The sequence below is a fragment of the Streptomyces sp. TSRI0281 genome (genome assembly GCF_001905125.1).
Lineage (GTDB): Bacteria > Actinomycetota > Actinomycetes > Streptomycetales > Streptomycetaceae > Streptomyces.
In genome coordinates, this window is the sequence record NZ_LWLE01000007.1 from 92,602 (window position 1) to 118,915 (window position 26,314).

Annotated in this window: 28 protein-coding genes and 1 pseudogene; 15 read left to right on the top strand and 14 right to left on the bottom strand. The window is 71.5% G+C overall.

The annotated features are described in order from the left end of the window. Positions 1-174: 174 nt before the first annotated feature. A complete protein-coding gene (locus tag A6A29_RS45795; protein WP_198953066.1) occupies positions 175-324 on the top strand; it encodes a hypothetical protein in 150 nt (49 codons plus the stop codon). Positions 325-438: 114 nt separating this feature from the next. On the opposite strand, the gene A6A29_RS14255 is transcribed toward A6A29_RS45795, so the two are convergent. After that, a complete protein-coding gene (locus tag A6A29_RS14255) occupies positions 439-1,797 on the bottom strand; it encodes an MDR family MFS transporter (RefSeq protein WP_073720441.1) in 1,359 nt (452 codons plus the stop codon). A 285-nt stretch (positions 1,798-2,082) separates the two neighbouring features. Here A6A29_RS14255 and A6A29_RS14260 point away from each other — a divergent pair, with 285 nt between their 5' ends. Both A6A29_RS14260 and A6A29_RS14265 read left to right on the top strand, forming a co-directional pair. Beyond that, positions 2,083-2,844, top strand: a complete 762-nt coding sequence (locus A6A29_RS14260; RefSeq protein WP_073720442.1) for a phosphoglyceromutase — start codon at positions 2,083-2,085, stop codon at positions 2,842-2,844. Positions 2,845-3,102: 258 nt separating this feature from the next. Beyond that, complete coding sequence (locus A6A29_RS14265; protein ID WP_241838464.1) at positions 3,103-3,291, top strand: hypothetical protein; 189 nt, start codon at positions 3,103-3,105, stop codon at positions 3,289-3,291. Between the two features lie 38 nt (positions 3,292-3,329). Here the strand turns inward: A6A29_RS14265 and A6A29_RS14270 are convergent, their stop codons facing one another. Next, positions 3,330-3,731, bottom strand: coding sequence for a hypothetical protein (locus tag A6A29_RS14270; RefSeq protein WP_073720444.1), 402 nt, complete (start codon positions 3,729-3,731; stop codon positions 3,330-3,332). Between the two features lie 189 nt (positions 3,732-3,920). Between A6A29_RS14270 and A6A29_RS14275 the strand changes: the two genes are divergently transcribed. Continuing rightward, positions 3,921-4,169 carry a hypothetical protein gene (locus A6A29_RS14275; protein WP_073720445.1) on the top strand — a complete coding sequence of 83 codons (249 nt, stop codon included), beginning with the start codon at positions 3,921-3,923 and terminating at the stop codon, positions 4,167-4,169. Then, positions 4,166-4,408 carry a hypothetical protein gene (locus tag A6A29_RS14280; protein ID WP_073720446.1) on the top strand — a complete coding sequence of 81 codons (243 nt, stop codon included), beginning with the start codon at positions 4,166-4,168 and terminating at the stop codon, positions 4,406-4,408. Before A6A29_RS14275 ends, A6A29_RS14280 begins: the two co-directional genes overlap by 4 nt. 31 nt (positions 4,409-4,439) lie before the next feature. Here A6A29_RS14280 and A6A29_RS14285 read toward each other — a convergent pair whose 3' ends face one another. The 4 genes from A6A29_RS14285 to mshA form a co-directional block, all read right to left on the bottom strand. Then, positions 4,440-5,273: a hypothetical protein gene (locus A6A29_RS14285; protein WP_073720447.1), complete on the bottom strand. Its 834-nt coding sequence runs from the start codon at positions 5,271-5,273 to the stop codon at positions 4,440-4,442. Between the two features lie 207 nt (positions 5,274-5,480). Beyond that, complete coding sequence (locus tag A6A29_RS14290; RefSeq protein WP_241838468.1) at positions 5,481-7,265, bottom strand: glycoside hydrolase family 55 protein; 1,785 nt, start codon at positions 7,263-7,265, stop codon at positions 5,481-5,483. Positions 7,266-7,412: 147 nt separating this feature from the next. Then, positions 7,413-7,925 (bottom strand): YbjN domain-containing protein, encoded by a 513-nt coding sequence (locus tag A6A29_RS14295; protein WP_073720448.1) that lies wholly within the window; start codon positions 7,923-7,925, stop codon positions 7,413-7,415. Positions 7,926-8,157: 232 nt separating this feature from the next. Then, positions 8,158-9,510, bottom strand: coding sequence for a D-inositol-3-phosphate glycosyltransferase (mshA, locus tag A6A29_RS14300; protein ID WP_073720449.1), 1,353 nt, complete (start codon positions 9,508-9,510; stop codon positions 8,158-8,160). Between the two features lie 260 nt (positions 9,511-9,770). On the opposite strand from mshA, the gene A6A29_RS14305 reads away from it, so the two are divergent. From A6A29_RS14305 to A6A29_RS14315, 3 genes are all read left to right on the top strand, one after another. Continuing rightward, positions 9,771-10,556, top strand: coding sequence for an SAM-dependent methyltransferase (locus A6A29_RS14305; protein WP_073720450.1), 786 nt, complete (start codon positions 9,771-9,773; stop codon positions 10,554-10,556). Positions 10,557-10,888: 332 nt separating this feature from the next. Next, entirely contained in the window at positions 10,889-11,950 is a 1,062-nt protein-coding gene (locus A6A29_RS14310; RefSeq protein ID WP_073720451.1) for a C40 family peptidase, read from the top strand. A 459-nt stretch (positions 11,951-12,409) separates the two neighbouring features. Beyond that, on the top strand, positions 12,410-13,768 hold the full coding sequence (locus A6A29_RS14315) for a PP2C family protein-serine/threonine phosphatase (RefSeq protein WP_073720452.1): 1,359 nt from the start codon (positions 12,410-12,412) through the stop codon (positions 13,766-13,768). Here A6A29_RS14315 and A6A29_RS14320 read toward each other — a convergent pair. The 4 genes and pseudogenes from A6A29_RS14320 to A6A29_RS14335 all read right to left on the bottom strand — a co-directional run bounded on the left by A6A29_RS14320 (position 13,750) and on the right by A6A29_RS14335 (position 15,911). After that, on the bottom strand, positions 13,750-14,091 hold the full coding sequence (locus A6A29_RS14320; RefSeq protein WP_073720453.1) for a DUF2516 family protein: 342 nt from the start codon (positions 14,089-14,091) through the stop codon (positions 13,750-13,752). The two genes, A6A29_RS14315 and A6A29_RS14320, sit on opposite strands and share 19 nt — an antisense overlap. A gap of 128 nt (positions 14,092-14,219) precedes the next feature. Beyond that, positions 14,220-14,930 carry a hypothetical protein gene (locus A6A29_RS14325; RefSeq protein ID WP_073720454.1) on the bottom strand — a complete coding sequence of 237 codons (711 nt, stop codon included), beginning with the start codon at positions 14,928-14,930 and terminating at the stop codon, positions 14,220-14,222. Between the two features lie 52 nt (positions 14,931-14,982). Beyond that, a pseudogene (locus A6A29_RS14330) lies at positions 14,983-15,360 on the bottom strand (helix-turn-helix domain-containing protein); the annotation flags it as partial. Between the two features lie 23 nt (positions 15,361-15,383). After that, on the bottom strand, positions 15,384-15,911 hold the full coding sequence (locus tag A6A29_RS14335) for a GNAT family N-acetyltransferase (RefSeq protein WP_079182743.1): 528 nt from the start codon (positions 15,909-15,911) through the stop codon (positions 15,384-15,386). A 244-nt stretch (positions 15,912-16,155) separates the two neighbouring features. Here A6A29_RS14335 and A6A29_RS14340 point away from each other — a divergent pair, with 244 nt between their 5' ends. Next, positions 16,156-16,875: a DUF4232 domain-containing protein gene (locus A6A29_RS14340; protein ID WP_073720537.1), complete on the top strand. Its 720-nt coding sequence runs from the start codon at positions 16,156-16,158 to the stop codon at positions 16,873-16,875. A gap of 150 nt (positions 16,876-17,025) precedes the next feature. On the opposite strand, the gene A6A29_RS14345 is transcribed toward A6A29_RS14340, so the two are convergent. Continuing rightward, a complete protein-coding gene (locus A6A29_RS14345) occupies positions 17,026-17,973 on the bottom strand; it encodes a helix-turn-helix domain-containing protein (protein ID WP_073720538.1) in 948 nt (315 codons plus the stop codon). A gap of 96 nt (positions 17,974-18,069) precedes the next feature. On the opposite strand from A6A29_RS14345, the gene A6A29_RS14350 reads away from it, so the two are divergent. Continuing rightward, a complete protein-coding gene (locus A6A29_RS14350) occupies positions 18,070-19,101 on the top strand; it encodes a saccharopine dehydrogenase family protein (RefSeq protein ID WP_073720456.1) in 1,032 nt (343 codons plus the stop codon). Between the two features lie 11 nt (positions 19,102-19,112). Here the strand turns inward: A6A29_RS14350 and A6A29_RS14355 are convergent, their stop codons facing one another. Both A6A29_RS14355 and A6A29_RS14360 read right to left on the bottom strand, forming a co-directional pair. Next, positions 19,113-19,568 carry a DUF3995 domain-containing protein gene (locus A6A29_RS14355; RefSeq protein WP_198953067.1) on the bottom strand — a complete coding sequence of 152 codons (456 nt, stop codon included), beginning with the start codon at positions 19,566-19,568 and terminating at the stop codon, positions 19,113-19,115. A 226-nt stretch (positions 19,569-19,794) separates the two neighbouring features. Next, on the bottom strand, positions 19,795-20,751 hold the full coding sequence (locus A6A29_RS14360; RefSeq protein WP_073720457.1) for a GbsR/MarR family transcriptional regulator: 957 nt from the start codon (positions 20,749-20,751) through the stop codon (positions 19,795-19,797). A gap of 290 nt (positions 20,752-21,041) precedes the next feature. Between A6A29_RS14360 and A6A29_RS14365 the strand changes: the two genes are divergently transcribed. The 3 genes from A6A29_RS14365 (at position 21,042) to A6A29_RS14375 (ending at position 23,587) form a co-directional block, all read left to right on the top strand. Then, entirely contained in the window at positions 21,042-21,941 is a 900-nt protein-coding gene (locus A6A29_RS14365) for an ABC transporter ATP-binding protein (RefSeq protein ID WP_073720458.1), read from the top strand. Next, the gene (locus A6A29_RS14370) at positions 21,938-22,816 is read left to right on the top strand and encodes an ABC transporter permease (protein WP_073720459.1); all 879 of its coding nucleotides are present in this window, start codon (positions 21,938-21,940) and stop codon (positions 22,814-22,816) included. Before A6A29_RS14365 ends, A6A29_RS14370 begins: the two co-directional genes overlap by 4 nt. Before the next feature lie 174 nt (positions 22,817-22,990). Beyond that, a complete protein-coding gene (locus tag A6A29_RS14375) occupies positions 22,991-23,587 on the top strand; it encodes a DUF4240 domain-containing protein (protein WP_073720460.1) in 597 nt (198 codons plus the stop codon). A gap of 47 nt (positions 23,588-23,634) precedes the next feature. On the opposite strand, the gene A6A29_RS14380 is transcribed toward A6A29_RS14375, so the two are convergent. Next, on the bottom strand, positions 23,635-24,141 hold the full coding sequence (locus A6A29_RS14380; protein WP_079182744.1) for a MerR family transcriptional regulator: 507 nt from the start codon (positions 24,139-24,141) through the stop codon (positions 23,635-23,637). A 65-nt stretch (positions 24,142-24,206) separates the two neighbouring features. Between A6A29_RS14380 and A6A29_RS14385 the strand changes: the two genes are divergently transcribed. Then, a complete protein-coding gene (locus A6A29_RS14385) occupies positions 24,207-25,511 on the top strand; it encodes an MFS transporter (RefSeq protein WP_073720461.1) in 1,305 nt (434 codons plus the stop codon). Positions 25,512-25,661: 150 nt separating this feature from the next. Further along, on the top strand, positions 25,662-26,150 hold the full coding sequence (locus A6A29_RS14390) for a MarR family winged helix-turn-helix transcriptional regulator (RefSeq protein WP_073720462.1): 489 nt from the start codon (positions 25,662-25,664) through the stop codon (positions 26,148-26,150). Positions 26,151-26,314 lie beyond the last annotated feature (164 nt).

Consider the following 26,314-nt stretch of genomic DNA (forward strand, 5'->3'; position numbering starts at 1 on the left):
CGTCGCACGTTTGTCCTGCGCGCGTGCGCCGTTGATGCGCCCGCCGGGGTGGGCATGCAATGGGGTGGGGGCGCCACGCCATGTCGTACGTCCCCGGCGTGCGCACCTGTCGTACGTCACCGGCGGCGGCGTACCTGTCGTACGCCGCCCAGCCGTACGACCTGAGGAGGGACCATGGCCGATTCCCCCACGACCGAACCCCAGCAGGAGACACCGACCGAAGTGGTGCGCCTGACCGTGCTCGGCGCCTGCGGCTGCGGCTCGGGCTGCGGGTGCGGCTGCCAGTCCGGCGGCCCGTGCCAGTGCGGTGGCTGCTCCGGCTGAGTCCCGGACACGGACGGCGCCCCGCGGCGGAGGCATCCGCGGCGGGGCGTCCGGGCCGGTCGGGCAGGTCCGGGCGGGCAGGTCCGGGAGGCCCGGCGGAGGGCCTCGAAGCCGTCAGGCGGTCTGCTCGGCGGCCAGATCCTTCGCCGCTCCCCCGGCGGCGGCCTCCCCCACCGGCACCGGCGGGACGGCCGCCTCCGCCACGGGCACAGGCGTCGGCACCGGCGCGGCGGAGCCCGTGGGGACCTCCCCCGCTCCTGACTGCGGCAGGTTCCGCATCAGCAGCCAGTAGCCGAGCGCCGCCACCGTGCCCAGCACCGCGCAGGTCCCCCACAGCCAGGCGGCGCCGTAGTGGTCGATCACGATGCCGGACATCAGCGGGGCGATGAGGGCGGCCACCGACCACGACATCGTGTACATGCCCTGGTAGCGACCGCGCCCCTGAGCCGGCGACAGCTGCACGACCAGGCCGGTCTGGATCGGGGCGTTGACGATCTCCGCGAGGGTCCAGACGCAGACCGTCAGCGCGTACACCGCGACCGATCCGGCGAACGCGGTCAGCCCGAATCCGTACCCCGCGAGAAGCGAGGAGATGATCAGCAGGCGACGCGGGTCACGGTGCTCGATGAAGCGCGTGACGGGGATCTGGAGCACCACGATCAGCACACCGTTGACGGCGATGGCCGTGCCGAAGTCGGAGCTGGAGAGCCCGTCCGTGCCCATCGCCACCGGCAGGCCCACGTACCCCTGCTGGAAGATCAGCGACACCAGGAACGACAGCCCGACGACGCCCATGAACCGCCCGTCGCGCAGGACGGTCCCCAGCCGCACGCCGTCGTCCGTCCCCGGCTTTCCCCCGCTCGTCGCGGGTGCCCGCTCCGGCCGGGATTCCGGCACCTTCAGGAACACCACGACGGCGCAGAACAGGGTCATCGCGGCCTCGCCGACGAAGCCCGCCAGATAGCTGTACTCGGCGATGAACCCGGCCCCGGCGGAGGAGACCGCGAAGCCCAGGTTGATGGCCCAGTAGTTGAGCGAGAAGGCCCGCACCCGGTCCTCGGGCCGGACGATGTCGGCCATCATCGCCTGAACGGCCGGGCGCGAGGCGTTGCTCGCCATACCGACCAGGAAGGCGACACCGGCGATGGCGAACGGGTGCTCCATGAACCCGAGCACCGCCACGGACACGGCGGTCGAGGTCTGCGCGATCAGCATCGTGGGCCGCCGCCCGAGCCGGTCCGTCATCACCCCGGCACCGAGCGAGGAGACGACCCCGCCGAGCCCGTGCAGCGCGGCGACGAGCCCGGCGTACGAGGCCGAGTAGCCCCGGTCCAGCGTCAGGTACAGCGCCATGAACGTGGCGACGAACGCCCCTAGCCGGTTGACCAGCGTGCTGACCCACAGCCACCAGAACTCCCTGGGCAGCCCGGACACGCTCTCGTGTGCGGCTCTTCTGAGACCGGCGACAGACATGCGGGTTCCCCCCGGGGACGTACGGAACGGGCGTCACCGGTAAGAGTCCCGGCGGCGATCCAAACATTACGAAGAGCGGGTTCCGGGCCGCCACTCGATTGACGCCGACCGTCAAACGTCACAGCGCCCGGCCGCTCAGGCCGCCTCGGCCGACAGCCGCGACCACCCCGCCGCCGCCTCGGTTCCGCCCCGGTTTCCAACCCGCGACCGGCCCCGTTTCCGCCCCCGTGTCCGTCCTGTGGCCGGGCGCGCGGAGGCCGGGAGGGTTCGATTACGCTCGGACTCATGGCCGACGCACCGTACAAGCTGATCCTCCTCCGCCACGGCGAGAGCGAATGGAACGCGAAGAACCTGTTCACCGGTTGGGTGGACGTCAACCTCACCGAAAAGGGCGAGAAGGAGGCAGTCCGCGGCGGTGAGCTGCTCAAGGACGCCGGTCTGCTCCCCGATGTCCTGCACACCTCCCTCCAGCGCCGCGCGATCCGCACCGCCCAGCTCGCCCTGGACTCCGCGGACCGCCTCTGGATCCCGGTCCACCGCTCCTGGCGGCTGAACGAGCGCCACTACGGCGCCCTCCAGGGCAAGGACAAGGCGCAGACGCTCGCCGAGTTCGGCGAGGAGCAGTTCATGCTCTGGCGCCGCTCGTACGACACCCCGCCGCCCGCCCTTGAGGACGGCACCGAGTTCTCGCAGAGCGACGACCCGCGCTACGCGACGATCCCGCCGGAGCTGCGCCCGCGCACCGAGTGCCTCAAGGACGTCGTCGTCCGCATGCTGCCGTACTGGTACGACGGCATCGTCCCGGACCTCCTCGACGGCAAGACCGTCCTGGTCGCCGCCCACGGCAACAGCCTCCGCGCTCTGGTCAAGCACCTGGACGGCATTTCCGACGAGGACATCTCGGGCCTCAACATCCCGACCGGCATCCCGCTCTCCTACGAGCTCGACGCCGACTTCCGCCCGCTGAACCCGGGCGGCACCTACCTCGACCCGGACGCGGCGAAGGCCGCCATCGAGGCCGTGAAGAACCAGGGCAAGAAGAAGTAGCCCGCAGCACCTCCTTCAGCTCACGAGCCCCCCACCCGCGTGAATCCGTGGGTGGGGGGCTCGTTGCGTTTGCCGGACACCGTTCCGTGCATGGCCATGTGGGGATGAGTGGTGACCCTCCCCTCGCGTCCTCGACCGGTGCGCCCGATGTCGAGTTCGGCTGACGGCCGACCCGGACAGACACTGCCCCCGGCCGTGGTGGAGAGCGTGAGCACCTGTCAGGATCAAGCCGTGAACGAGCCTTCGATTTCTACGAGGTTGAGCAGAGCACTCGACTGGGCGGGGCTGCCCCTGTCCCTCGCTCTTCTGGCGATCGGTATCAGGGACTACCGCGACGGTGCTTCCCTGGGCTGGCCCATGGGCGGAGCCGTCCTGGTACTGGTCAGCCTCTGGGTGGTCTGGCGCGGGTTGCCCCACCGGCGCGCCAGGGCCACCGTGTCGCTGTAGCGGTGCGACCACGCGGGTGAGGTGCTGTCAGGAGTCGCCTACCAGTCGCGCCACTCGTCCGTGATCTCGTACCGTTCCAGCCCGTTCCGTTCGGCCAGGGCCGCGACGTCCACGCCGTTCTCGGTGAGGGTCAGGTCGATGTACTCGCAGAGCATTTCGCGCTCCACCGTCTCGTAACCCGCGCCGCCATGAGCCTCGTTGACCGCGTTCAGCGCGAGCACCACGCGTTCGACCGCTGCGAGGATCTCGTCGTCCGAGGGGGCGCTGAGGGTGCGTATGCCGGTCTCGAAGGAGTCCAGCGTCGTGCCCGTGGCGGTCACGAGGGATTCGGGGAAGAGCTGCGTCGTGTACGCGTGTTCCGGAGCCAGGGTGCCGGTCGCGATTCCGGTCGCCTCCTCGGCCAGACGTCGGCGCCAGAGGTCACTAGGTTTCTCAGCCATGGGGCGAACCTACGGGCCGGCACTGACAGTCGGGCCCGTCGGCGAACGGCAGGCAGCACTCGGCCATACACGCTTCCCCGCCGTTCGGCCGGATGTCGCACCCAACCGATAGCGTGTCCCACCTCACGTTCGCGCAGCGCGGGAGCGGCCAACCAGGCGTCAAGGGCAAGGAGATCGGGGAGAGCGATCATGGGCGAGTCTCTGAAGACCTTCGTCGGTGGCACCGAAGTCGAGGTGCCCAACAGCATTCCGGCCATCCGGGCCACGCTGCCCGAGGAGAGACGCGAGGAGTTCGACCGCGCCATCAACGAGGCGGGTGTGCACGAGATCCAGGCCGTGATGCGGCACTGGATGCTGGAGGCCGTCCCCGATCCCGAGGCCGAACAGATCCTGGACCGGCTGGCGCAGGACGAGGCCGAGAGGCGGAGCGTCGCTTGAGCTTCCGCATCTCCTACGCACCGCCCGCCGACGACTCCCTGGCCAAGATGCGGGACGGCGAGTCCTTCCGGGACGAGATGGCCCGCACCCTGGGAAGTGATCCGTACGGACACGGGTCGTCCGCCGTCAAGCGCGAGCACGACCGGCGCGAGGCCACGGTCTTCGGCGCCATCGTCCTCTACTACGTGTCCGGTTCCGTCCTGACCGTCACCGTCGTCCGCCTCGTCCCCCTGCCCTGAACCGGAGCCGGGCAGGGGAACGCGCCACGGGTCAGGAGAGTTTCGTCGCCTGCGCGGCCACGATCGCGGTCGGCAGCCCGAAGCCCTCGGCCCTGCCGCCGGTCGCGGCGAGGTTGAAGGAGACGAACGTCGCGAACGTTCCCGACTGCCGCAGCGCCACCAGCTTGAACGGGACCTGCTTGCCGTCGCTCTCGCTCACCACCGTCCAGCCGATGGCCTCGTCGCCGCCGGTCACCTTCTCCTCGACGAGCTTGGCGATCTTCTGCGTGTCCCCGTCCATCGTGATGGTGAATCCACCGGCGCACTCGGCCGCGGACTCCCGTACGCCCGCCAGGGTTTCGGGCGCGCCCTGAGCCTCGTAGGAGGAGAGCGAGACCAGCGTGGACGTCAGGTCGAAGGCCGCGGCGAACGCGTCCTCGGCATCGCCCTCCGGCATCTCCGCGAGGTCTTCGAGCGACGTGCCCTTGTCGGTCTTCCTGGGCTCGCTGACGGCGGTGCGCTGGGTGCGCGCGACCGGCTCGCCCTGCTCCACGCCGAGGTAGGCATGGGCGAAGGGCTCGCACTCCTTCTTGTCGACCTTGACGCCTTCCGCCTTCACCTGGTCGTCCGGGCCGGCCTTGGCGATCTTGTTGCCCTTGACATCGCCCTGGACCAGCGATGCCTTCTCCAGCTCGGCGGCGGTCAGCGTCTTCACGGCGGGCTTCGGCGCGGCACTGCCCTTGTCCCCGGACCCGGACCCGGACCCGGCCCCGCTCGCGCCGCCCTTGCCGTCGGAGTCGGACGAGCCGCCGCACGCCGTGGCCAGCAGCGTCAGGGACGCCACGGAAGCGGCGAGGGCGGTACGGCGTACGGCAGTGGCGCGCATGGGTTCATCTCTCCGTCTCATGGAGCAGCGGACCCTGCCCGATGCGGCAGTTCGACGCGCACCGGGACAGACCGCCGCAGTACGCCACAGCCTACGATCGGACACCTGTCCGAATCGCGGATCGGCCGCCCACCGGCCGTGATCGTAATTTTGCTGTGATCAACATGTGCAGACGCCGTGAGGGCCGCACCACGGTACGTTCCGGGTTCAGCCCGTCAGGTGCCGCTGCGCCTCGTACAGATTGCGCGGGCGCACCGACTCCGGCCCCCCGTAACCCTCCAGCCGCGTGTGCAGGTCGCCCGTGAAGTCGGGGACGTCGATCTGGTCGAACTCCGACACCTCGCTGATGCCGACCGTCGCGCTGTACGGGGCGAGGCCGTCGATCCGCACCAGCCCGGCCCTGCCGTTGGTCACCCGGATGTTCCAGTGGGTGAACCTGGCGCCGAAGAGCGGTCCGGCACTGGCGTCGCCGCCGTGCCGCCCGTTGTTGTTCACGGTGATGTCCGTACGGACATTGGCGAACGGCATCCCCCGGTGGGAGTCGAACGTGCCCATCGCCATCCGCCCGCGGGACCAGACGTTGTAGCTGGACAGGCCCTCGACGTTGATGCCGTGCAGTTGGGTGCCCGCGGGTGCGGGGACCGTGCGCCGCTCGATGGCGAAGTCCTCGATCAGGTTGTCGTGCGAGCCCTCGCGGCAGTAGTAGGGGTGGTGGGCGCCGCGGCCCTCCACCCTCGTACGGCGCAGGGTGCAGGCGGACGCGCCGATCAGCCCGAAGCCGTTGTCGACGTGGCGGACGGTGATGTCGTCGGCCCAGCAGTCGTACGCGCACTGGAAGGCGACGCCGTTGTACCCCTTGTCGAGCAGGTGCGGCGACTGCGCGGTCTCCACGGCTTCGAGCGTGAGCCCCTCGACGCCCGATCCGGTGAGCGGGGTGACGAGGGTGGTCAGCCGGGGGTCCCACTCGGGGCGCACATCGAGCGGGAGCGGGCGCTCCAGCGTGATCTCGCGGCCGCGTACGGCGGTGACGCGGACCGGCCACTCGTAGGGGACGTACGACGTCAGCTTGGTCTTGTCGTCCCAGTGGTACGCCGCCGGGCCCGCGCCGTCGCCCGCCATGTGTTCCAGCAGCGTGTGCGCGGGGTCGTCGGCGAGGCGGAGCAGGACCAGCGCGCCGCGCCCGAGCCCGCGGGCGTCGTGGACGGTGATCATCCGGTCGCCGCGGCGGGCGGGGGCGACCGTGGCCAGGGTGCGCCACTCGTCCCGCCGGTTGCCGGTCCAGCCCTCGAACGGCCAGTCCGCGGCCCTGATCGCGTCGGTGAGCGCGGTCCAACGGTCCTCGGGGCAGAGCCAGATGAGGCCGCCCGCCCAGGACCAGCTGGACTTGTCGCCGCCGTAGCGGCTGCCGTAGACACCGATCAGTTCGGTGAGGTTCCTGGTGGCGTGCAGCGTGGTGCGGCCACTGCCCGCGCCGCGCACCACCACATTGCTGTGGCCGATACGGATGAGGTCGTCGATGCGGTACGTCCCGGCGGGGATGAGCACCGTGCCACCGCCACGCTCTCCGGCAGCGGCGATGGCACGGTTGATCGCGGGTGCGGCGTCGGCCGAGCCGTCCGGCCGGGCTCCGTAGTGGCGGACATCGGCGACGAAGCCGTGGGCGGTGCGGCGGGGGAGGTCCGAGCCCGCGCGGTAGCCGGCCCGGCCGATGAACGGGATCTGGGGGTGGGTGAAGGGGGCCGCGGTGAACTCCCGCCAGAGGACCGGGCCTCCGGGACGCTCGGTCGCCGCCGCGGAGGCGGGGGCGCTTCCCGCCGGTGCGGTGGTGGTCGTTGCGCGGCCGGTGATGGTCGTTGCCGGTGCGGTGGTGGTCGTTGCCGGTGCGGTGGTGGTCGCCGCCCGCGCCCTTCCGGTGCCGAGCGCTCCGGTCATCGCGGCGGCCGCGACCGCCACCGCGCTGCCGAGCAGTCCGCGTCTGCCGATGTTCCCCATGCTCGCCACGATCCCGACCGCCTTTCATACATGTGAATGACGTTCATGTCTGCGTCGGCGGCGAGCATGGCATGGCGCGACGGCACGGCGAAAGACCGCTGCACCGCCGGAATTCGGGGATTCCCCCGGGCCGGAGCGCCGGAAGTGTCAGCTGTCGGCCGGGCGTTGAATCAGATGACTGAACGCGTCGAGGTTCCGCGTGGACTCGCCGCGCGACACCCGCCACGCGTGCTCCTTGCGGATCGCACGGGCGAAGCCCAGTTCCAGAAGCGTGTTGAACGAACCGTCCGCCGCTTCGAGGACGGTACCCAGCAGCCGGTCCAGCTCGTCCGGCGTGATCACGGAGAGCGGAAGCTTGCCGACCAGATAGATGTCGCCCAGCGAGTCGATCGCGTAACTCACGCCGAAGAGGCGCAGATTGCGCTCCAGCAGCCAGCGGTGGACCGCGGCGTCGTTCTCGTCCGGGTGCCGGACGACGAACGCGTTGAGGGAGAGGGAGTGCTTCCCGACGATCAGGGAACAGGTGGTGGACAGCTTGCGGGTGCCGGGCAGCGTCACCACGTAGGCGCCGGGCTCCGGGCTCTCCCATTCGAGCCCGGCCTCGCTCAGGGTCGCCTCGATGACCTGCGCCGCTGCGGTTTCGTCGGGTACGTCAGCCATGGGCCGAGCGTACGACAGGGGCGCCGCCCCCACGCATCGGCCGCCGGGCAGCAGCGACGCCGGGCGCTGTACGACCGCCACGCCGGGCCCCACGTCGCCCGCCGTACGACAGCCACGCAGGGCCCCCGCATCAGGCCATCAGGCGCCGTACGACAGCGGCACCGGGCTCCCGCCTCGCCCATCGGACGGACAGCGGCGCCGCGTCCACGCGCCGGGCTCCTCGCGGGCGCGCTCAGCCGTGGTGGGTGCGGGCGCGGCGCCGGTGATCACACATCGCCGCCGTGTACACATCCGCGGTCGCCGCCGCCGCCGTGTCCCAGCCGAACGACTGCGCGTGCGTGGCGGCCGCCGCGCCCATCCGCTCCACCAGCTCGGGCGCCTCCGCGAACCGGCCGATCGCCCGTGCGTACGCCTTCGGGTCGTGCCCCGCGATCAGAAAGCCGCTGACCTCGTCCCGCACCGCCACCGGGAGGCCGCCCACGGCCGCCGCGACGACCGGCGTACCGGCCGCCTGGGCCTCTATGGCGACCAGGCCGAAGGACTCGCTGTACGAGGGCATGACCAGTACGGACGCGGCCCGGAACCAGTCGGCGAGCTGGTCCTGCCCGACCGGCGGGTGGAACCGTACGACATCCGCGATGCCCAGGCGCGCGGCCAGCTTCTGCAGGCCCTCCGGCTTGGCGAGCCCGCTGCCGCTGGGACCGCCGACGACGGGCACCACCATCCGGGTGCGCAGCGAGGGCTCGCGGTCCAGGAGCTCGGCCACCGCACGCAGCAGCACATCGGGGGCCTTGAGCGGCTGGATGCGGCCCGCGAAGAGCGGGATCAGGGCGTCCTGCGGCAGTCCGAGGCGGGCGCGGGCGGCGGCGCGGCCGTCCGCGGGGCGGAAGCGCTCCAGGTTGACCCCGGGGTGCACAACGGCGACGGCCGCCGGGTCGGCCTCGTAGAAGCGGACGAGCTCGTCGGCCTCCTCCGCGGTGTTCGCGATCAGCCGGTCCGAGGCGTGGACGATCTGGGTCTCGCCGATGACCCGGGCGGGGGGCTCGGGGGTGTCGCCCTCGGCGAGCGCGGCGTTCTTGACCTTCGCCATGGTGTGCATGGCGTGGACGAGCGGGACGCCCCAGCGCTGCGCCGCGAGCCAGCCGACCTGGCCCGAAAGCCAGTAGTGGGAGTGGACGAGGTCGTAGTAGCCGGGGCGCTGACCGGCCCACGCCTGCATCACGCCGTGCGTGAAGGCGCAGAGCTGGGCGGGCAGGTCCTCCTTGGCCAGACCCTCGTACGGCCCCGCGTCGACATGCCGGACCAGGACACCGGGCGCCAGCTCGACGGCGGGGGGCAGCGAGCCGGTGGTGGCCCGGGTGAAGATCTCGACGTCGATATTGATCGCGGCGAGGCGTTTGGCCAGCTCCACGATGTAGACGTTCATACCGCCCGCGTCGCCGGTGCCGGGCTGGTGGAGGGGGGACGTGTGCACGGAGAGCATCGCGATACGGCGCGGCTTGCGAGGTGATCCGTTGAAGCCGCCGGGAAACCTGATGCGCGGCGCCACACGTGCGGAGCCGAGCCGAGAGACGTACTGACTCACGTCGTCCGGTCCTCCTCGATCAGGGCATGCCTTCGAAGGGGCACAGGGGCCCTCCGAAGGGCGAGAACAGCGGAATCTTGGCTTTCATTTCCGCTTTGCCAAATCATTACGTATGTATGGCCGGAAGCGATCGGGGGTGTCACGCCCGGAGCCCGCCGCCGCGGAGGCTCCCTCCCCTTTCGCGCTGAGCCCCTCCCCTACTTCGCCCCCTCCCCTTCACCCCTTCAGCCCGCGCTCCGTCCGTCGCATACGCTCGCCGCATGCGCCAGCGCCCCATCGGCACCGCGACCCGCGGGACCACCAACCCCAACCGGCTGCGCCGCATGGACCGCTGGATCGCCGCAGTGCACGGCCCGGTCCTGCGCCGCGCCGACGCCCCCGTCGCCGTCGACCTCGGGTACGGAGCCGCCCCCTGGACCGCCGTGGAGCTGCTGACGCGCCTGCGCACCGTCGAGCCGCGCACCGCGGTGGCCGGTATCGAGATCGACCCGGACCGGGTCGCCGCGGCGAAGCCGTACGAGCGGGAGGGGCTCACCTTCCTCCACGGCGGCTTCGAGATCCCGCTCGCGCGGCGCCCGCACCTGATCCGGGCGGCGAACGTGCTGCGCCAGTACGAAGAGGACCGGGTCGCCGAGGTCTGGGAGCGGCTGTGCGCACGGCTCGCCCCCGACGGACTGCTCGTCGAGGGCACCTGCGACGAGATCGGGCGCCGGCATGTGTGGGTGGCCCTGGGCCCGGAGGGTCCGCGCACGGTCACGTTCGCGACCCGGCTCGGATCGCTGGAGCGCCCCTCCGATCTCGCAGAACGCCTGCCCAAGGCGCTGATCCACCGCAACGTGCCCGGCGAACCGGTCCACGCCTTCCTCCGCGACTTCGACCGCGCCTGGGCGGCTGCCGCCCCGTACGCCTCGCTGGGCGCACGGCAGCGCTGGATCGCCGCCGTGCGCGCGCTGTCCGCCGACTGGCCGACGGCGGACGGGGTACGGCGGTGGCGGCAGGGCGAAGTCACCGTGCCGTGGTCCGCCCTGCGGCCCAACAGCGGCTGAACAACGCGCCGCGCGCCCAGAAGTCGCCGCCCCGGGGAACGCCGTACGGGCATCATTCGTCCCGTACGTAGAGGGGATCGCGCTCTGCCGTACGGGGGACGGCGGTCTGCCGTTCGGGCGGGACGGTGGTCCGCGTCGTGCGGGGACGGTGGTCCGCGTCGTACCGGGGGTACGGTGGCCCGTCGCGCCTCGCGTGTGACACGGCAGGTGCGGTTGGCCTCTGTTGCTTTACGGGGCGGCATGGCACGATCGCGACGTTGCCGAGAAGTTACTGACGGTAAGTCATATACGCGATATCTGGCTTTTGTTGCATTTGCCCGGAGGGGGAGCTCGTGAACCGACGCCACTGTGCAGCTGCGGCGATCACTCTGGTCTGCGCGCTGGCCGTACTGGCCGCGCCGGTCCAGGCCATGGCCGCACCGATACAGCCCTCCCCCACCGCTCCCGCGGCTCCGGGGAAGAAGAGTCTCGAAGAGGTGCGTCAGGAGATCGACAGCCTCTACCGCAAGGCCGGGGCGGCGACGGACGCGTACAACCTCGCCGAGGAACAGACCGAGAAGCAGTCCGGCGAGATCGTGAAGCTGGCCAAGGCGATCGTCGACGGCCAGGCGAGGATCGCCGAGCTGAAGAACCAGGCGGGCGCCCAGGCCCGCGAGCAGTACCGCAACGGCGGGCTGCCGCCGGGCGCGCAGCTGGTCCTCAGCGACGACCCCCAGCTCTTCCTGGACGGGGTGAACCAGGTCCGTCAGGGCCAGCAGGCGTCCAAAGCGGTCCTGGCGGAACTGAACAGGACCCAGGAGGACCTGGAGACGTACACCCAGGACGCGAGCCTCAACTGGCAGAAGCTCGAATCCAACCGTCTCAAGCAGGCCAAGGCCAAGAAGACGATCAACTCCCGGATCGCGGCGGCGAAGAAGCTCGAATCGCAGCTGGAGAAGAAGGAACGGGCCCGGCTCCTCAAGCTGGAGCAGGAGGCCGCGTACACGGCGCAGACCGCGTGGCTCTCCTCCGGTGCGCTCGAGGACATCAACCGCGAGGCGACCGCGAGCGGCAAGAAGGCGGTGGCCTTCGCGACGGGGAAGATCGGCAAGCCGTACGTCTGGGGCGCCGAGGGCCCTGATTCGTACGACTGCTCGGGGCTGACCTCGCAGGCGTGGGCGGCGGCGAAGCGTCCGATCCCGCGCACCTCGCAGGAGCAGTGGCGCCAACTGCCGCGCATCGACATCAAGGACATGCGCCCCGGCGACCTGATCATCTACCACAGCGACGCCAGCCACGTCGGGATGTACGTCGGCGACGGCGCCATCGTGCACGCGCCGCGCCCCGGCCGGAACGTGACGCTGGCGGGCGCGGGGTCGATGCAGATCCTCGGAGTGGTCCGCCCGGACAAGTAGGCGCGCAGGCGCGCAGGCGAGAACGCAGGCAACAGCAATAAGGAGAGCGGGCACCGGCAGCCGGGTGGCACCGGTCCCGCCAGCGGCACTCGCCGACCGGCAGGCGGACACCGCCGGTCGGCAGGCCCCGGCCGGCACCCCCGCCCCGCACCGGCCGGGGCGGCATCCCCTGGCGGACCGGCCCGCCGGGACCGCGTGAACCGGGTGAACCGGGTCACATGAGCGGGGCCACGCCGCCGTGACGGCGGCGCGTGATGTTTGTCATGGCCTCCGCCCCGGCTCCGGGCGGTGCATCTCGCCGGATCCGTGACGGGACGCGGCTTATGGCTGCGCATATGACAGCGGCCGATCCCCGTGCGCCATTCCGTTCGCCTGCCACGGACCGCTATGGTCCCCGTCTGGCGGGTCGTCGATCGTCGTCCCGCCGTGCCCTCGGGGGAGGGAAGGAAACCCGAACCGATGCCCGTACCCGTACCGCAGCAACGTGCCGTTCCCGCTGCGGAGACCACCCACGGCGCCGACCTCACCCTCCTGGTGATCGAGGACGACCCGACGGGCACCATCGCCGTACCCGAACTGTCGGCCGCCGCCGGGACCCGGGTCCGTATCCGTACCGCCCGCAATCTCACCGAGGCGGGCCGGCTCCTCACCGACGACGTCGACTGCATCCTGCTGGACCTGGCCCTGCCGCCGGGCGCCGAAACGCGGCCCGCGACCACCGGGACACCACCGGAAACCCTCTCCGGGCGCGCGGACGAGCTGGCCGCCCTCACCCATGTCCTGCGGATCGCGCCCCGGCACGCCGTCCTCGTGCTCACGGCGGAGGACGACGCGGAGCTGGCCGCCGAGGCGGTACGGGTCGGGGCCCAGGACTACCTCTTCCGGGGCGAGCTCGACGCACGGCTGCTGAGCCGCGCCATCCGGTACGCCGTGGAACGCAAGCGCGCGGACATCGCCCAGCACCAGCTGACCGAGTCCCGGCTCCGCGCCCAGGAGAACGCCCGGCTGGAACGCGGGCTGCTGCCCACCCCCCTCCTGGACGGCTCCGACCTGACCTTCGCCGCCCGTTACCGCCCCGGCCGCAGCCGCGCCCTGCTCGGCGGGGACTTCTACGACACGGTCCGCACCCCCGACGGCACGGTCCACGCGATGATCGGCGACGTCTGCGGGCACGGCCCGGACGAGGCGGCGCTCGGCGTCGAACTGCGCATCGCCTGGCGGGCGTTGACGCTGGCCGGGCTGTGCGGGGACCAACTGCTCTCCACGCTTCAGCAGGTCCTGGAGCACGAACGGGAGAGCGAGGAGATCTTCGCGACGCTCTGCACGGTCGACATCGCCCCCGACGGCCGCCGCGCCGGACTCTGCCTGGCGGGCCACCCCGCACCGCTGATCGCCCGCCGAGGACAGCCGGCGCAGCTGCTCCCGTACGAGGACGGCGGACCGGCCCTGGGTCTGCTGCCGCGCGCCCGGTGGCCGCGCCGCCAGGTCGAACTGGGCGGCTCCTGGAGCCTGATGATGTACACGGACGGGCTGATCGAGGGCCGGATCGGGCCGACGGGCACCCAGCGGCTCGGCCAGGACGGCATGGTCGCGATGATCAACGCCCAGCTGGACCGGGGACTCGGCGGCGAGGAGCTGCTGGAGGCGGCGGTCACCCACGTGCGGGAGCTGAACGGCGGGGAGTTGACCGACGACGTGGCGGTCCTGCTGCTCGACCGCGACCAGGAGCGGATACGCCGACGGGGCGGGAGCGCACCGCGCTCCCGCCCCGTACCGGCGCCGACCCGGACGGCGAACGCTCAGCGCCCGCCGTTGTAGGGCCCGTACGGCCCGTCGCTGCTGGACCCGCCGCCGCGACGGCCACCGCCACCGCCCGAGACCGCCTTGATCGCGGGCCGTACGTCCACCATGAAGACGATCGACGCGACCGCGCCCGCGAGCTGGAGGAACAGCATGGGCACGAAGAGGTTCACGGCCACGGTGATGCCGAGAATGATCAGCCAGAACGACTTCTTCTGCTTGTCCGCCGCACGGTAGGCGTCCTCGCGGGCCGTCACCGCGAAGAACAGGGCGATCACGGCCAGCACCAGCATGGCCAGATAGAGCAGCCCGATGAGTGTGCCGAAACCTGTGAGCAACATGGTGTCTACCGCCTAGTGAGTGGATGGGCGCCCTGCGGCCAAGCTACCGGGAGAACGAACCGGCCACCGGTAAAGGTGCCCGGCCCGCGCCCCGGCCACTCGGCCGACAGCGCCGGAACCGCCCGGGTTCACTTTCCGGCGGGCGGGGTGGTCTTCTTCGCCGCGGGCTTGCGCGGGGCAGGCGTCTTCCTGACGGGCGCGGCCTTGGCCTCAGCCGCTGCGGGCTCGGCGGGAGCGGGCTTGGGCTGAGCCGCTGCGGGCTTCGCGGGAGCGGGCTTGGCAGGAGCGGGCTTGGCCTCAGCCGCGGCGGGCTTCGCCGGAGCGGCGGTCCCGGCACGGGCGGCCCTCGGCTCGCTCTTCGCGGCGGGTGCGGGCTTCGCCTTGGGCTCGGCCTCCACCACGGCGGCGATCTCGACGATCTCGTCGGCCGTCCCGCCCCGCCAGGTCCGCACGCTCTGCTCGCCGCGCTCGGCGACCTTCTCGTACGTCTCACGGGCCCTGACCGCGTACTCGGCGGCCACGCCCAGGCTGCGCAGAGCCAGGTCCTGAGCGTTCTCGCCCAGCTTCTTCAGATCGGTGTCGAACGACCCGAACACCTCGGTGACCTTCGCCTGCACGGTGGCCTGGGCCTCCTTGGCCTGCGTGGTCACCTTCTCCTGCACGGCCTTGGGGTCGGTGTTGCGTACGGCCTCGATCCGCTCGGGCGCCTCGGCCCGCAGCTGCTCGATCAGCGCCGGGACCTTGCGCGCCTGCTGCACGGCCAGGTCGGCCGTACCCGCGGCGAAGTAGAGGGGGGTGGGGTCGGTGAGGGTCTTGCGCAGGTCATCGGTGATGGCCATGACTTGTGGTCCTCCCGGATCATCAGAACTAGCTGTGAGGGTGTGTGACTGCGTCGGAACCGGCATCGGGCTCGGGCCCGGGCTCGAACCCGTTCTCCTTGCGGAAGGAGTCGTAGATCTGGAGCAGCACGTTCTTCTGCCGCTCGTTGATCGACGGATCGGCCAGGATGACCGCCCGCGTCTCCAGCTCCTCCCGCTCCCGCTCGTCGAGAATCCCGGCCCGCACGTACAGCGTCTCGGCCGAGATCCTCAATGCCTTGGCGACCTGCTGCAGAACCTCCGCACTGGGCTTGCGCAGGCCGCGCTCGATCTGGCTGAGGTAGGGATTGGACACCCCGGCGGCGTCGGCGAGCTGCCGCAGCGAGAGCTGCGCGGCGCGTCGCTGCTCGCGCAGGTACTCACCGAGATTGCCGACGTTGAGTGATGCCATGACTCGATAGTGCAACACCTTTGCTAACTATTGCAAGCAGGCGCTTGCAAAAGTGTTGCTCGCCACCGGCAAGGCGGAGGCGCCTGGACCGCCCTGGCCAGGATGTCCTCGCGGAGGGGGGAGAACCCGAGCCTGTCGGCGACGCGCACCGAGGGCGTGTTTCCGGGACGGATCATGGCGGTGAAGCAGTCCACGTCCAGGGTTGCGAACCCCCATTGCAGGCAGGCCTGAGCGGCCTCGGTCGCATAGCAGTGGCCCCATGATCCGGCCCTCAGTGTCCAGCCGAGTTCGACCTCGTCGAAGGCTTCCCAGTAGTTCAGCCCGCAGCGCCCGATGAACTCACCGCTGGACTTCAAGTCGACAGCGCACAGACCATGACCACGATCGGCCCACTGGCGCTCGATCGATGCCAGCCGTTCCGACGCCTGCTCGTGGGAGCAGGCGCCGACGAATCGGTTCACACGTACGTCTGCGTGAAGCGCGACGAATGCGAATGCGTGGACGTCCTCGACCCGCAGGGGACGCAGCAAGAGCCGTTCGGTCTGGATCATTTGACCGAGCCTTTCGACGTCCGAAGACCTCGGGCCACCGTGCCCGCAATCAGGAACAGGCACGTGTCCCAACGCCCCGGGCAGGCCCCTTGAGCTGGGGCAGGTCCGATCCAACGCCGCTTTTTGGAACGGAAGTTGCTGAGACAGAACCCGGACATGCACAGGATCATTTGAGGATCGACCCGGCCCTAATGTCATCGGTGTCAGCAGGAAACACCGCACACGACAGCCGCTGGAGATCATGATGCGCTCGCGTCTCGCCGCCCGTTCCGCCCGCCTCGTCCTGGCCGCCGCGGCCGTGACAGCCCTCGCCGCCACCACCACCGCCTGCAACCCCGAGGACATCACGAACGCCGGTAGCTCCGCGGCGCCCGCCCCCGCCGCCGCGTCCGCCGGCAGCGGCGGGAACAACAGCTCATCCGGCGACAGCCCCTCCACCACCGGCGGCTCCGGTTCCCACGCCTCCGGGTCCGGCGGCTCCGGTTCCAGCGGTTCCACCACCGGCGGTTCCACCGAGCAGGTCAGTGCCTCCGACAGCGGCGAGAAGAGCGGTTACGGGCAGTCCTGCGGCACCAACGACCTGGACTTCACGGTCACATGGGAAGCCCAGCCGATCAGCTACTACCTCGTCACCGCCAAGGCCAAGTCCGGCATCACCTGCTACCTGGACGTCAACACCCCCAGCGTCTCCTTCGGCTCCGACGCCGACGGCGTCGCCTCCCCCGTCGGGCAGGGCGGCGAAGACCCCATCAAGCTCTCCGGCTCCGCCGTCGCGTACGCCGGTATCAACCCCAAGACCACGGACGGCGAAGGCGGCAAGGAGTTCGGCTTCGTCATCGTCTCCACCACCGAGGACGACCCCAACCCCGCCGAGCTCGAACTCCCCGACATGGCCACCGTGGACAAGCCCATCGTCACCAACTGGTCCACCAAGCGCAACGAGACCGTCCCGTACAACGTCTGACGCCTCCGCGCCGCACAGATCGGCCCGCCCACTCGGCTCCACGCTCGTCCCGGACCCCGCCGTGTCCTCCCGGCAGTGGTCCCGGACCGCTGTGGAGGCCCGATCGCCGAAGCCGGTCCGTCTCCCGGGGGGAGCGGACACCCGTGACGGTCAGGCAGGGTTCGCGCTGCGGAACGCGCGCCGGTAGCTGTCGGGCGGGACCCCGACGATCCGTTTGAACTGGCGCCGGAGTGTCGTGGCCGTACCCATGCCGGTGGCGAGGGCAACCGCCTCGACGCTCTCGTCGGTGGCCTCCAGCAGTTCCTGGGCGCGGCGTACCCGCTGGGTCAGGAGCCACTGGAGCGGCGTCTGCCCGGTCACCGACCGGAACTGCCGACCGAGATGACGCGGGCTCGTGTTCGCCCGTCGCGCCATGTCGGTCACCGTCAGCGGCTGGTCCAGCCGCTGCTGGACCCAGGCCAGCAGCTGGGCGAGTACGTGGTCGCCGGTCACCTGCACGGGCGTGGACACGAACTGGGCCTGACCGCCGGGCCGATGCGGCGGCATGACCAAGCGGCGGGCCACGGAGTTGGCGATGGCGGCGCCGTGGTCGAGGTGGATCAGGTGGAGGCAGAGATCCACGGCGGCGGCCTTGCCCGCGGCCGTGAGCACGCTGCCGTTGTCCGTGTACAGCACGTCCGGGTCGACCACCGCCCGCGGATGACGTGCGCTCAGCTCCGCGGCATGAGCCCAGTGGGTGGTGGCCCGTCGGCCGTCCAGCAGACCCGCGGCGCCGAGCACGAACGCCCCGGTGCAGAGCGAGGCGACCCGGGCACCCCCGTCGTGGGCCGCCCGCACGGCCTCGATCAGCTCCGCCGGCGGCGGCTCGTCGATGTCGGCGCACGCGGGCACGATCACGGTGTCGGCACCTGCCAGACGTTCCAGCCCGTGGTCGGGCTCGACCATGAACGGGCCGACCCGCACCGGTCCGGGCCCGCAGAGCAGTACGTCGTACCAGCCGTCCGTGGCCTCACGCGGGGGATTGCCGAAGATCTCGTAGGCCACTGCCAGTTCGAAGTGCAGCAGGTGACCGGCGGTCAGCAGTGCGACAGTTGGCATGTCCGAAAGTGTACGCATGATGTCGTTCCCGACCATCACCGCTGGGTACCGCCTGCGGCAAGACTGACCCCATCAGCACATCGAGACGGGGGAACGATGCGTACGACAGCGGCAGTGGTGGTCTACGGGGCGACGGGGCACACGGGTCGGTTCATCGTCGCCGAACTGCGAAGGCGCGGCTTCGCCGTCATCATCTCCGGCCGTGACGCGGCCCGGTTGGAGGTGCTGGCGGCCGAGTGGGCGGGCGTGGACGTGCGGCCCGCGACCGTGGACGACGCGAGCTCCCTGGACCGGGCCCTCGCCGGTGCGGCGGCTGTCGTCAACTGCGCCGGACCGTTCGCGGTGACGGGCGGCCCGGTCGTCGAGGCGGCCCTGCGCGCGGGGGTCCCGTACGTCGATGTCGCGGCGGAGATCGAGGCCAATGCGGCGATGTTCGCCGACTACGCGGAAGCGGCCCGGAGGGCGGGCACGCCCGTGGTGCCGGCCATGGCCTTCTACGGTGGGCTGGGCGACCTGCTGGTGACCGCGGCGATGGGCGGGTGGACCGCGGCGGACGAGGTGCAGGTCGCGTACGGACTGAGCGGCTGGCACCCCACCGCGGGCACCCGGACGGCCGGGCAGGTGTCCCACGAGCGCCGGGCGGGCCGTCGGGTGCGGTTCACGGACGGCGCGCTGCGGTACCACGACGACAAGGCTTCGGAACAGGACTGGCTCTTCCCGGAGCCGCTCGGCCGACGCACGGTGATCTCGGAGTTCACCATGGCCGATGTCGTCACCGTCCCCAGCCACCTGGACGTGCCGGAGGTCCGCACCCACATGACCGTCGAAGCCGCGCGGGACCTGGCCGGGGAGGACACACCGGCACCGGAGGCCGTCGACGCTCTGGGGCGGTCGGACCAGACCTTCGTCGTCGACGTCGTGGTCCGCGCGGGTGGTGTCGAGCGACGCGCCACGGCCCGTGGCCAGGACATCTACGCGGTCACCGCCCCACTCGTGGTGGAGGCCGTCCGGCGCATCCTGGCCGGGCGCACGCGGACGACGGGCGTGGCCTCGGCCGGCGCGATGTTCGACGCGCCGGACTTCCTCCGGGCGCTGGCCCCGCACCTGTCGGTCGGGCTTCCGCACTGACCGGCCGGGTGTCAGGGGCGGGTCGCCCCGGCCTCCGGGCGGCCGTGCGAACCGGCGGCGACCGCCGTCACGGCCGCCAGCGCCAGACACAGCGGCGAGTAGGCGAGCCGGTCCAAGCGGCGGAAGCGGGCCGAGGACGATCCCGGGGACAGCAGATCGGTCCGGCCCGAGAGCCCCGCCGCGCCGCGCAGACCGAGTACGCCCGCGACCCCGGCCGCACCGAGGCGGGACAGTGCCGGGCGGCTCCGGGGCCGGCCCGCGACCAGGAGCGCGGCGGCCCCCAGCGCACCCGCGACCGCGAAACACGCCCCCGGGCCGGGCGGGTTCGAACGGCCGACCACCGCGTCCGCGAACGCCTCACGGTCGGGCAGCGGCCACGACGAACCCACGCCCCAGGCGACGTGCAGACCGGCAAGAGCGGTCAGCGTGGTGGCGGACATCCGGGTGGCAGCGCGCTCGACAGTCATGGCTCCCAAGCTACGCGCGCCCCCTCCCCCGGCGTACAGCGGTCGGGGCTCGGCCACCCGCCGCGTGGAGCGGCCCCCCGACGGCTCGCCCGAGTACAGCGCGTCCCTCAGCGGCCCGCCCGACAGCTCACCCGCGTACCGCGGTCCCTCGACGGGCCACCCGACGGCTCCCCCGCGTACCGCGGTCCCCCGGCGGCTCCCCCACGTACAGCGGGCGGGGGGCCGCTCAGTCGTCCTCGCTCTCCTCGGGCCCGCCGAGCGCCTCGCGCTGAGCCGCGGTGAGCCGATGGGGTCCCGCCGTGACGGTGTACGTGCCGGGTGCGGTACGCAGGAGCGCCACCGGGTCGGCCACCTCCGGGTGCTGTTCGGCATCGAGCAGGGCGGCGGCGACGCGGTCCGTGGGCCAGCCCAGGGCGGCGGCCAGCTGATCCGCCGTACGGGGCGTGCCCGCCTGGGCGAGAGCGGCGAGCACGGTCAGCGCGTTCTCGCCCGCGACCGTGTCGAGCCCGCCGCCCGCCATGTCGTCGCCGAGGCGGGCGAAGAACAGGCTCATCCGGTCCAGCCGGGCCCCGGCGGGTGTGGCGGCGTCGAAGATCGCGGCCCCCTGGCGGATGGCGTCCGCCCACAGCGTGTTCTTCCCGGCGCTCTGCGTCCACGCCCGGAGCCACACGTCGTCGTCGACCACGTACAGCTCGCGCCGCCCCCGTGGGTCGCGGGCGCGGCGGACCAGCCCCAGCTCCTCCAGATAGCCGATGGCCTTGGAGACCGATGCGGGGCTGACCCCCAGCCGCTGGACCAGTCCGGCGGCGGTGAGGCTGCCGGAGTCGGCGGTGAACAGGCAGGTGAGCACGCGCGCCGCCATGCGCGGTACGCCGGTCCGGGCCATCAGACCCGCGAACTCCTCCACGAATCCGCGTACCGCCTCGGGGTCACGCCCGTAGGCACCGGCGGCGGCACGCGGCTCCTGGACCGCCGCCGGTCCGCGGCGGCGCGCGCGCCTCTCGGTGGACCGGTGGGCGTGGTCCGCGCGGTAGCCCTCGGGCCCGCCGTTGCGGCCGACGTCCCTGCTCACGGTCGAAGTCGGCCTGCCGAGCCGCCTGGCGATCTCGGCGTACCCGAGTCCTTCGGTCAGTCCCGCCGCGATGCTCCGACGGTCCTCGTGGGTCAGCCTGCCCCCCGGCATCCGCACCACCCTCCTCCGCTTGCCACTGCCGCTGACGCTTGCCACTGCCGCTGCCTGCCGCTGCCGATCGAGCGTCCGGGGACAGTGTGCGTTCACGGCCGGACCATTGCAACGGGCCGGCCGACCGGGTTGCATTCAGCGGCAGAGTCATTGCAATTTCTGTCGAAGAACGCCGGAAATATTGGCCAGTTGGGGTGTTCCAGCGTTGCCGGTGAGGGAAAGGCTACGTAGCTTCAGCCCTGAGTGAAGATGCTCGACGGAGCGAATCAGGGGGTCCGCCCATGCCACCCATGCCAGCCACACCGACCGCACCGACCCGTGACGACGTCGTGCTCGATGTCGACGGGCTGCGTATGCGCCACGGAGGGAACGACGTCCTGCACGACGTGACGTTCCGGGCCCGCCACGGAGAGGTCCTGGCGCTCCTCGGCCCCAACGGAGCGGGCAAGACCACCACCATCGAGATCCTGGAGGGGTTCAGGATGCGGTCGGCGGGCCGGGTCGAGGTGCTCGGTACGGATCCGGCGCACGGCACCGAGGCATGGCGGGCGCGGGTGGGTGTCGTCCTCCAGTCCTGGCGGGACCACGGCAAATGGCGGGTGCGGGAACTGCTCGCGCATCTCGGTTCCTACTACGCCTGTTACGCCACCGAGCACCTCACCCGGCCGTGGGACCCGGACGAACTCGTCGCGGCGGTCGGCCTCACCGCGCACGCGGAGCAGAAGATCCGCATGCTCTCCGGAGGGCAGCGGCGCAGGCTGGACGTGGCGATCGGCATCGTGGGCCGTCCCGAGCTGCTGTTCCTGGACGAGCCCACCGCCGGGCTCGATCCGGAGGCCCGGCGCGAGTTCCACCACCTCGTACGCCGCCTCGCCGCGGAACACGCGACCACGATCCTGCTCACCACCCACGACCTGGCCGAGGCCGAGAAGCTCGCCGACCGCATCATGATCCTCAACGGCGGACGGCTCATCGCCGACGGCACGGCGACGGAGCTCGCCCGGCACATCGCGGGCGAGGACGAGGTGCGCTGGACGTGCGACGGGCAGCCCTGGGTGCGGACGACCCCGGACTCCACCGGCTTCGTACGCGAACTCCTGCGGCAGTACGGGGAATCCATCGAGAACCTCGAAGTCCGCCGGTCCTCGCTGGAGGACACGTACCTCTCCCTGGTGGAGGCCGCCCGATGAACCCGACCGGCCGTCCGTCGCGGCCGAACGCCCCGCTCGTGGCCGCGGTGCGCGCCGGATGGACCCGCGGTCTGATCGAACTGCGGCAGTCGTTCACCAACGGCGCCGATCTGTGGGGCCACTTCTTCTGGCCGACGCTGATGCTGATCGTCACGTTCTTCCTGCGTGACGTGTCCTTCGGGAGCAGCGGATTCCCGCTCGGCACTCTCGTGCTGCCGGGCATCCTCGGCATGAACGCCGCGATGGCCATGGTCAGCATGAGCCAGCAGCTCACCGCCGACCGCGAGGACGGGACCCTGTTGCGGGCGAAGGCCACCCCGAACGGAGTGGCCGGATATCTGACCGGCAAGATCGTCTCGGTCTCCGGCAGTCTGCTCGCCGACCTCGCGATCTTCCTGGTCCCCGGCCTGCTTCTCGTCCCCGGTCTCGCGGTCGGCGATCCGTGGGCCTGGCTGACGCTGTCCTGGGTCCTGGTCATGGGGCTCGTGGCGACCCTGCCGATCGGCGCGGTGCTCGGTTCGGTGTTCACCAGCGCCCGCAGCCAGGGCGTCATGACGCTGCCGATCCTCGGCATGATCGCGATCTCCGGGATCTTCTACCCGATCACGTCGCTGCCGGGGGCCGTACAGGGGATCGCCCAGGCCCTCCCCGTCTACTGGCTCGGTCTCGGCATGCGGTCCGCCCTGCTGCCGGACAGCGCGGCCGGTGTCGAAATCGGCGAGTCGTGGCGGCATGTGGAGACCGTCGCGGTCCTGGGGGCGTGGGCCGTGGCCGGTCTGGCCGTGGCACCGGTCGTGCTGCGCCGGATGGCCCGGCGGGAATCGGGGTCGCGGGTGGCCGAGCGCCGCGAGAAGGCCCTCCAACGGGTCGGGTAGGCCGCGCAGGCCGGGAAGCCACCGCCGTGCTCGCACCCGGGTCGGTGTCGGCGCCGGTCGGTGTCGGCACCAGTCGGTGCCGGCGCTCACGCCCGGTCGCTGCCGACGCTCGCACCCGGTCAGTGTCGTACTCGCAGCCCGGTCACTGTCGTACCCGGCTGTCAGAGTGCTGCCATGAACGAGGAGAGCATCGAGGATTTCTGGTCGCTGATCGAGGATTCCCGGCAGCGGGCGGACACCCGTGACGCACGCGCGGACCTGCTGCGCGAGCGGCTCGCGCAACGGTCGGCGCAGGACGTCGTGCGGTTCCAGATCGACCTGTACCGCGTGCGGCAACGGGTCGACACCTGGAACATGTGGGCGGTCGCCGAGCAGATACACGGCGGCTGGTGCTCCGACGACAGCTTCTGGTACTTCCAGTTCTGGGTGGTGGGGCTCGGCCGCGAGGGCTACGAGAGGGTGCTGGCCGACCCGGACGCGCTGGCGGACGAACCGGAACTGAAGCAGCTGACCGGCCGGCCCATGAGCGACTGGGAGGACGACGAGTGGCCCGACTGGGAGAGCCTGGACTACGTCGCGGCCGAGGCGTTCGAGGAGTTGACGGGCGAGGAGGAGGGCCTTGAGGAGGCGCTGGACGCCAAGGGCATCGCACTCCCCTGCAACCCCGAGCCGAGCGGCGAGGAGTGGGACGTACGGGACCCGGCGGAAGCGGCCCGTCGGCTGCCCCGCCTGAGCAAAATGTTCCCGCTGCCGGAGCGCGACGCGGGCTGACGTCGGGTCGGTCCGGACGGCATCGGGGCAGGTCCGGTGACGTTGGGTCAGTTCAGGTCGGGTCGGGTCGGGTGACGTCGGGTCAGTTCACCGTCTCCGGTACGTGGTCGGCGACGGCGGCACCCTCGCGGTCGGTCCGGGCTCCCCTCCGTACGGTCGCGCGGCCGTCCGTCCGGACGGTCGTCGCGGCCCGCCTCGTCGCGGCGTACCTCGTCCAGGTATTCGGCCACGGCGTCCCTGTTCCGGGCGAGGCACGCGATGCGTTCGGTCATGCGGTCGAGCTCATGCTCCAGCGTGGCGAGCATCTCCGGCGTCGCGTCGGGGAAGTGGATGATCCGGGGCTTGTTCAGGCACGGCAGGATCTGTTTGATGATCCGGGTGGGCAGCCCCGCGTCGAGCAGCCCCCTGATCTGCTGCACCCGGTCCACGAAGAACTCGTCGTAGTCGCGGTAGCCGTTCGGGGAACGGTCGGAGACGATCAGGCCCTGCTCCTCGTAGTAACGCAGCAGCCGCCTGGACGTGCCGGTGCGCTCCGCCAGCTCCCCGATACGCATGTGTCCCACCTCACATCGCGCCACATTGACCTTCACATCAGTGTGAAGGTTCGAGCATACGCAGCATGACAAGCCGGAACACCACCCGAATCCCTGCCGATACCGCCACCGATACCGCCGCCGAACCTGCCCGTCACGCCGGTCCCGCTGCCGATACCGCCGAGACCGGTGAGGCCGCCGAGACCGGTGCCGCCGGGAAGCGCGCCCTCCCCCTGTCCGCACTACTGGCGCTGGCCACGGCCGTGTTCATCACCAGCCTGACCGAGACCCTGCCCGCGGGACTGCTGCCCGCCATGAGCGCCGACCTCGGCGTCGGCGAGTCCGCGACGGGCCAGACCGTGACCGTCTACGCGGTCGGAACCGCGCTCACGGCGATCCCGCTGACCGCCGCCACGGCGGGGTGGCGGCGCAAGCGGCTGCTGCTCGCCGCGATGACGGGGTTCGCCGTCGCCAACACGGTCACCGCGCTCTCCGGCAGTTACCCCCTCACCCTGGCGGCCCGGTTCGCCGCCGGGGTGGCCGCAGGTCTCGCCTGGGCACTGCTGGCCGGGTACGCCCGCCGCATGGCGCCCCCGCATCTGCGTGGCAGGGCCGTCGCGATCGCCATGGCCGGGATTCCGGTCGCCCTGTCGCTGGGCGTACCCGCCGGGACCTTCCTCGGCACCGTACTCAGCTGGCGGGTGGCATTCCTCGCCATGAGCGTGCTGACCGTGGCGCTGCTCGGCTGGATCACCGTGTCCGCCCCGGATCTGCCCGGCAGGCCCGGCGGCGGACAGGCACCGGTCCTGCACGCGCTCCGCGTTCCCGGCGTGACACCGGTCCTGTCCGTCACCTTGATGTTCGTCCTCGCCCACACCGTCCTCTATACGTACATCGCCTCGTACCTCGACCGCTTCGGCATGGGCGGCTCCACCGACCTCGTACTCCTGGTCTTCGGCGCCGCCTCACTGGTGAGCATCTGGGTCGTGGGGGCCACGATCGGCCGACGGCTGCGGGCGCTCACCGTCGCGGGTGCGCTCCTGGTCGCCGTGGCGGCCGCCGCCCTGGCCCTGCCGGCCGACAGTCCGGCGCTGGTCTATGCCGCGGTGACCCTGTGGGGGCTCGGCTGGGGCGGCGCCCCCACCCTTCTCCAGACCGCCGCGGGTGACGCGGGAGGCGACGCGGCGGACGCCGCGCAGGCCATGCTCGTCACCCTGTGGAACGTGGCGATGGCGGGCGGCGGGGTCGTCGGCGGCCTGCTGCTCGGGCCCCTCGGCCCGGCCTCGCTGGCCTGGAGCGCTCTCGCCCTCATGCTTCCGGTGCTGATCGTGGTGATCGCCGCTCGCGTCCACGGCTTTCCCGCCGTACGCGGCCACGCACCGCGCGGATGAGCGCTCCCCCGGTCCGGCCCCGACCCCGGCGCCGCCCCAGATCTCGACCCCCGACCCCGACCCCCGACACCGGCTCCGACCCTGACTCCGACCGAAGGAACATCCCCTTCCGGACGATCCGCCACGGACCGAATTGTTACGCTGGCAGACATGACCGCCATGACACCCGCACGCACCGCACCCGACCTGTCCTTCCTCCTGGACCACACCAGCCACGTACTGCGGACCCAGATGTCGGCGGCGCTCGGCGAGATCGGCCTCACGGCTCGCATGCACTGCGTACTGGTCCACGCCCTGGAGGAGGAGCGCACCCAGATCCAGCTCGCCGAGATCGGCGACATGGACAAGACCACGATGGTGGTGACGGTGGACGCCCTGGAGAGCGCCGGTCTCGCCGAACGCCGTCCCTCCAGCCGGGACCGGAGGGCCAGGATCATCGCGGTCACCGAGGAGGGCGCCCGGCTCGCCGAGAAGAGTCAGGCGATCGTCGACCGGGTTCACCGGGAAGCGCTGGCCGCGCTCGCCGCCACCGACCGCGAGGTCCTGCTCCGGGCCCTGAACGAACTGGCCGACGACCACTTGGCCACGCCCGCGGAGAACCCCCGGCCGGTACGAAGGGCACGCCAGAACAAGAAGTAGAGAGCGACCCCCGGGGGAACACCCGAAAGAAGAACCGAAAGAAATAGTCCGCAACAAAACCATCTGCTACGGTCAAACCTGTCGCCTCAACCGACAGGAGAAGACCGATGTCCGCCGTCGTTACGCGCCCCGCCTCCGCTCCTCCCCTCCCCGCACCGCCCCCC

Coding starts and splice junctions, on each gene's coding strand:
- A6A29_RS14365 (WP_073720458.1), top strand. CDS start 21,042: ATGCCAGCCACACCGACCGCACCGACCCGTGACGACGTCGTGCTCGAT.
- A6A29_RS14350 (WP_073720456.1), top strand. CDS start 18,070: ATGCGTACGACAGCGGCAGTGGTGGTCTACGGGGCGACGGGGCACACG.
- A6A29_RS14380 (WP_079182744.1), bottom strand. CDS start 24,141: ATGCGTATCGGGGAGCTGGCGGAGCGCACCGGCACGTCCAGGCGGCTG.
- A6A29_RS14275 (WP_073720445.1), top strand. CDS start 3,921: ATGGGCGAGTCTCTGAAGACCTTCGTCGGTGGCACCGAAGTCGAGGTG.
- A6A29_RS14375 (WP_073720460.1), top strand. CDS start 22,991: ATGAACGAGGAGAGCATCGAGGATTTCTGGTCGCTGATCGAGGATTCC.
- A6A29_RS14385 (WP_073720461.1), top strand. CDS start 24,207: ATGACAAGCCGGAACACCACCCGAATCCCTGCCGATACCGCCACCGAT.
- A6A29_RS45795 (WP_198953066.1), top strand. CDS start 175: ATGGCCGATTCCCCCACGACCGAACCCCAGCAGGAGACACCGACCGAA.
- A6A29_RS14325 (WP_073720454.1), bottom strand. CDS start 14,930: ATGGCCATCACCGATGACCTGCGCAAGACCCTCACCGACCCCACCCCC.
- A6A29_RS14295 (WP_073720448.1), bottom strand. CDS start 7,925: ATGGCTGACGTACCCGACGAAACCGCAGCGGCGCAGGTCATCGAGGCG.
- A6A29_RS14320 (WP_073720453.1), bottom strand. CDS start 14,091: ATGTTGCTCACAGGTTTCGGCACACTCATCGGGCTGCTCTATCTGGCC.
- A6A29_RS14370 (WP_073720459.1), top strand. CDS start 21,938: ATGAACCCGACCGGCCGTCCGTCGCGGCCGAACGCCCCGCTCGTGGCC.
- A6A29_RS14290 (WP_241838468.1), bottom strand. CDS start 7,265: ATGGGGAACATCGGCAGACGCGGACTGCTCGGCAGCGCGGTGGCGGTC.
- A6A29_RS14315 (WP_073720452.1), top strand. CDS start 12,410: ATGCCCGTACCCGTACCGCAGCAACGTGCCGTTCCCGCTGCGGAGACC.
- A6A29_RS14285 (WP_073720447.1), bottom strand. CDS start 5,273: ATGCGCGCCACTGCCGTACGCCGTACCGCCCTCGCCGCTTCCGTGGCG.
- A6A29_RS14360 (WP_073720457.1), bottom strand. CDS start 20,751: ATGCCGGGGGGCAGGCTGACCCACGAGGACCGTCGGAGCATCGCGGCG.
- A6A29_RS14340 (WP_073720537.1), top strand. CDS start 16,156: ATGCGCTCGCGTCTCGCCGCCCGTTCCGCCCGCCTCGTCCTGGCCGCC.
- A6A29_RS14255 (WP_073720441.1), bottom strand. CDS start 1,797: ATGTCTGTCGCCGGTCTCAGAAGAGCCGCACACGAGAGCGTGTCCGGG.
- A6A29_RS14355 (WP_198953067.1), bottom strand. CDS start 19,568: ATGACTGTCGAGCGCGCTGCCACCCGGATGTCCGCCACCACGCTGACC.
- A6A29_RS14260 (WP_073720442.1), top strand. CDS start 2,083: ATGGCCGACGCACCGTACAAGCTGATCCTCCTCCGCCACGGCGAGAGC.
- A6A29_RS14390 (WP_073720462.1), top strand. CDS start 25,662: ATGACCGCCATGACACCCGCACGCACCGCACCCGACCTGTCCTTCCTC.
- A6A29_RS14345 (WP_073720538.1), bottom strand. CDS start 17,973: ATGCCAACTGTCGCACTGCTGACCGCCGGTCACCTGCTGCACTTCGAA.
- A6A29_RS14335 (WP_079182743.1), bottom strand. CDS start 15,911: ATGATCCAGACCGAACGGCTCTTGCTGCGTCCCCTGCGGGTCGAGGAC.
- A6A29_RS14305 (WP_073720450.1), top strand. CDS start 9,771: ATGCGCCAGCGCCCCATCGGCACCGCGACCCGCGGGACCACCAACCCC.
- A6A29_RS14270 (WP_073720444.1), bottom strand. CDS start 3,731: ATGGCTGAGAAACCTAGTGACCTCTGGCGCCGACGTCTGGCCGAGGAG.